Here is a 3,747-nt window from a genome sequence, read left to right on the forward strand (position 1 = left end):
CCGTCGCATCCTGGTCGCGGGCGTGCCCCCCGCGACCAGGATGCGACGGAGCTTCTCGGGGTCCATGCCGGCCCCGTCGTCCTCCACCGTGATGTGCGCCTCGGCGCCGACGTCCCACGCGAGTACGGTGATCCGCCCCGGCCCGGTGCTGCCCTCGAAACCGTGCCGCACCGCGTTCTCGACCAGTGGCTGCACGCACAGGAACGGCACGGCCACCGGCAGCACTTCCACGGCCGCCTGGACATCGATGCACAGCCGGTCGCCGAACCGCGCCTGCTCCAGCACCAGATACTGGCCGATCGAGCGGAACTCCTCGGCCAGCGTGGTGAATTCGCCGTGCCGACGGAACGAGTAGCGGGTGAAGTCGGCGAAATCCAGCAGCAGTTCACGGGCTCGCTGCGGATCGGTACGCACCAGCGAGGCGATCGCGGTCAGCGCGTTGCAGGAGAAGTGCGGCGATATCTGCGCGCGCAGCGCCCGCAGTTCCGCCTCCACCAGACGGGTACGGGAACGGTGCGACTCCGCGAGTTCCAGCTGCCCGGAGGTCCAGCGCGCCACCTCGCCCGCGGCCCGGACCAGACCCGCCGACACACCCGGGGCGTAGACCAGCAGCGCGCCCTCGACCCGGTCCTCCACCACCAGCGGCACCGCGACCGCCTCGCGCAGCTCGCAGCCCAGGTCCCCGCACCACACCCGGTCCGCCTTCAGTACGGCGCTCCCGCCGCCGGCCAGCACCTCCGCCGCCAGCTCCGCCGCGCCCGCGCCATGGTGCTTGCCGGTGCCGTCCCAGGCCAGCACCCGTTCGGTGTCGGTGACGGCGAGACCTGGGGCGCCCAGCAGCTCGCGCAGATGCCGGGCGGCCGCACCGGCCGACGTCTCGGTCAGCCCGGCGCGCAACGCCGGTGCCGCGAGGGACGCGCGGTGCAGCGCCTCGAAGGCCGCCTGCCCGGCACGTCCGTCGAAGCCCGCGTGCCGACGCAGCCGACCGGGCCGCCGGAAGATGTCTGCCATGGCGGCCAAGGTAGCCGTACCGATGCCGGGCGAGACAGCCGTCTCACGCGGCACCTCACCTCACCTCACCTCACCTCATCTCGCCGGTCCTGGCATCGGCACCGGCACGAGCCTGCCGTCCCGTACCTCGGTGATCCGGTCGGCGGCCGCGAGGTGGGTGCGGTCGTGGGTGACCAGGACGGTGGCGGTGTCCCGTTCACGGGTGAGCCGGGTGAGCAGGCCGAGGACGGCGGTGCCGCGCTCGTGGTCCAGGGCGCTGGTGGGTTCGTCGACCAGGAGGACGGTGGGGTCGTTCATCAGGGCGCGGGCGATGTTGACGCGCTGGCGCTGGCCGCCGGAGAGCTGGTGCGGGCGGCGCCCGGCCTGGCCGGCGAGGCCGACCGCGTCGAGCAGTGCCAGGGCCCGGGCGCGCGCCCGGGCGGGGGAGCGGCCGTCGATATGGGCCATGACCTGGAGCTGTTCGGCGGCGGTGAGGGACGGCAGCAGATTGGGCTGCTGGAAGACGATGCCGATCCGGCTCCGGCGCAGCTCGGTCAGCTCGCCCCGGCTCAGTCCGGTGGTACGGGTGCCGTCGACGGTGACGGTGCCAGTGTCCGGTGTGATCAGGGTGGCGGCGACGGCCAGCAGGCTGGACTTGCCGGAGCCGGAGGGGCCGACCACGGCGGTCAGGCTGCCCCTGGGCACCTCCAGGGTGACCCGGTCAAGGGCGGTCAGCCGGGTGTCGCCGTCGGGGTAGGTGAGGGTGATGTCGCTCAGGCACAGGCTCATCGGGCGCTCCCCAGGGCGGTCAGCGGGTCGACGGAGGTGATGCGGCGGACGGACAGCGCGGCCCCGAGGGCACCGAGGACGACCGTCACCGCGGCCGGGACCAGGACGGTGCCCGGGGAGAGGACGAAGGGCACGGCGCCGCCCACGACGAGGGCGCCCAGGGCGGCGGCGATGCCGGTGCCGAGCAGGGTGCCGCCGACGAGCAGGACGACGGCCTGGCCGAGCGCGTCCTTGAGGAGGTAGGCGGTGGAGGCGCCCAGGGCCTTCAGCACGGCGACATCGGCGCCGCGCTGGATGGTCCACACGGTGAAGAAGGCGCCGATGACCAGGGCGGAGATGGCGAACAGAAAGCCGCGCATCAGCTGGAGGGAGCCGTTCTCGGAGGCGTAGGACCCGATCGCGGACAGCGAGTCGGCGAGGGAGACGGTCCTGGTGCCGGCCCGCCGGTCGACGGCCGCGATGTCGGCCCCGGAGGAGGCGGTCAGGGCGAGGACGGTGGCGGCCGGGCGCTTGCCGTCGCCGGTGGGCGGCGCGGTCCGGCCCCAGACGTCGAGGCTGGTCCAGACGACCGGGGTGTGGCTGAAGAAGGCGTCGCCCCGCACCGCGGCGACCGTCAGCCGCCGCCCGGCGAGGGTGAGCGAGCCGCCGGCCGTCACACCGAGGCCGTCGGCGGCGCCGGTGGAGAGCACCACCGTACGGTCGTCGAGCCGGTCGCCGTCCGGGGCGAGACGGGAACCGGGCCGGACGCCGAAGACGGAGACCCCGGCACTTCGGTCCCCCGCGGTGGCCTTGGTGGTGCTGATCCCGAGCGGTTCGGCGCTCTTGACGCCGGGTGCCTCGGCCCACTGCCGCCGCTGGGCCTCGGTGACGGTGGAGTCGGTGTACGACAGAGCCTGGCCGCGGGCGGGGGCCTGGAAGGCGATCCCGGTGGCGGGCAGTTCCGTGATCGCCGAGATGTTCTGCCGGCCCAGTCCGGCCGTGAGCCCGGACAGCAGCCCGACCAGCAGGGTGATCAGTACGACGACGGTTCCCATCAGGGCGAAGCGCCCCTTGGCGAACCTCAGATCTCTCCAGGCGACGAACACGGCCTCGGCTGTCCTTCCGGCGGGGAAAAAGCGGTAGGCCCTCACCGTCGCCGCCGCGCCCCCACGCGCGCCTCCGGCGCAGGACGGCACTTCACGGGCCGGAAGGCGGCGGGCGGACTCCAACTTTCGACAGAGGCCGCAAGGCCTGCGGCTTCCGTAGCCTGGGAGGCACTGTGAACACCGCTTCCCCCGCCCTGACCCCGACCACCCGGGCCCTGTCCTGGTGCCTGCACCTGCTGGTCCTCGGCCTGCTCACGCTGGCCGGCTGGCGGGCCGTCGCCGACGAACGCTCCGCCGCGTGGCCGGTCGTCGCCGTCGCCGTGGCCTGCGCCGGGGTGTACGCGGCCGGGCCGCTGCTGCCCGGCGTCCGCCGCTCCCGGCGGGCCGCCGCGCTGTGGCTCGCCGCGGTGGGCGCCGTATGGCTGGTGCTGCTGGCGCTGTCCGCCGACGCCGTGTGGATGGCGTTCCCGCTGTACTTCCTCCAGCTGCATCTGCTGCCGCGCCGGTCCGGGCTCGCCGCCGTGGCCGCCACCGCGGCGGCGGCCATCGCCGGCTTCGCCGCCCACCAGGGCTCCTTCGGCGCGGCGATGGCGATCGGCCCCGCGCTCGGCGCGGCGGTCGCCGTCGCGGTCGTACGGGGCTATCAGGCCCTGTACCGGGAGAGCGAGCGGCGCAGCCGCCTGATCGAAGAACTCACCGCCACCCGCGCCGATCTGGACCGGGTCCAGCACACGGCGGGGGTGCTGGCCGAACGCGAACGCCTGGCCCGCGAGATCCACGACACCCTCGCCCAGGGACTCTCCAGCATCCAGTTGCTGCTGCGTGCCGCCGAACGCGCCCTGCCCGGCCGGCCCGAAGCCGCCGCCGGTCATGTGGCGGCGGC

General features: G+C 74.4%; 4 protein-coding genes. 1 reads left to right on the forward strand and 3 read right to left on the reverse strand.

Annotated elements, in window-relative coordinates:
* The 3 genes from CCN72_RS01980 to CCN72_RS01990 form a co-directional block, all read right to left on the reverse strand.
* Positions 1-1,011: sensor histidine kinase (locus tag CCN72_RS01980; RefSeq protein WP_107430047.1), on the reverse strand; the 1,011-nt coding region annotated here is incomplete at its 3' end.
* A 75-nt stretch (positions 1,012-1,086) separates the two neighbouring features.
* Positions 1,087-1,779: an ABC transporter ATP-binding protein gene (locus CCN72_RS01985; protein ID WP_086806067.1), complete on the reverse strand. Its 693-nt coding sequence runs from the start codon at positions 1,777-1,779 to the stop codon at positions 1,087-1,089.
* A complete protein-coding gene (locus tag CCN72_RS01990) occupies positions 1,776-2,864 on the reverse strand; it encodes an ABC transporter permease (protein ID WP_086806068.1) in 1,089 nt (362 codons plus the stop codon). Before CCN72_RS01990 ends, CCN72_RS01985 begins: the two co-directional genes overlap by 4 nt.
* A gap of 173 nt (positions 2,865-3,037) precedes the next feature.
* Here CCN72_RS01990 and CCN72_RS01995 point away from each other — a divergent pair.
* Positions 3,038-3,747, forward strand: a 710-nt coding sequence (locus CCN72_RS01995; RefSeq protein WP_244174104.1) for a histidine kinase, incomplete at its 3' end; no start/stop codon positions are given.

Origin of the sequence: Streptomyces murinus (genome assembly GCF_002154555.1) — a bacterium.
Classification (GTDB): Bacteria; Actinomycetota; Actinomycetes; order Streptomycetales; family Streptomycetaceae; genus Streptomyces; species Streptomyces murinus.

What these genes read in the sequence shown, in the direction of transcription:
- CCN72_RS01985 (WP_086806067.1), bottom strand. Translation starts at nt 1,779, where the DNA reads ATGAGCCTGTGCCTGAGCGACATCACCCTCACCTACCCCGACGGCGAC.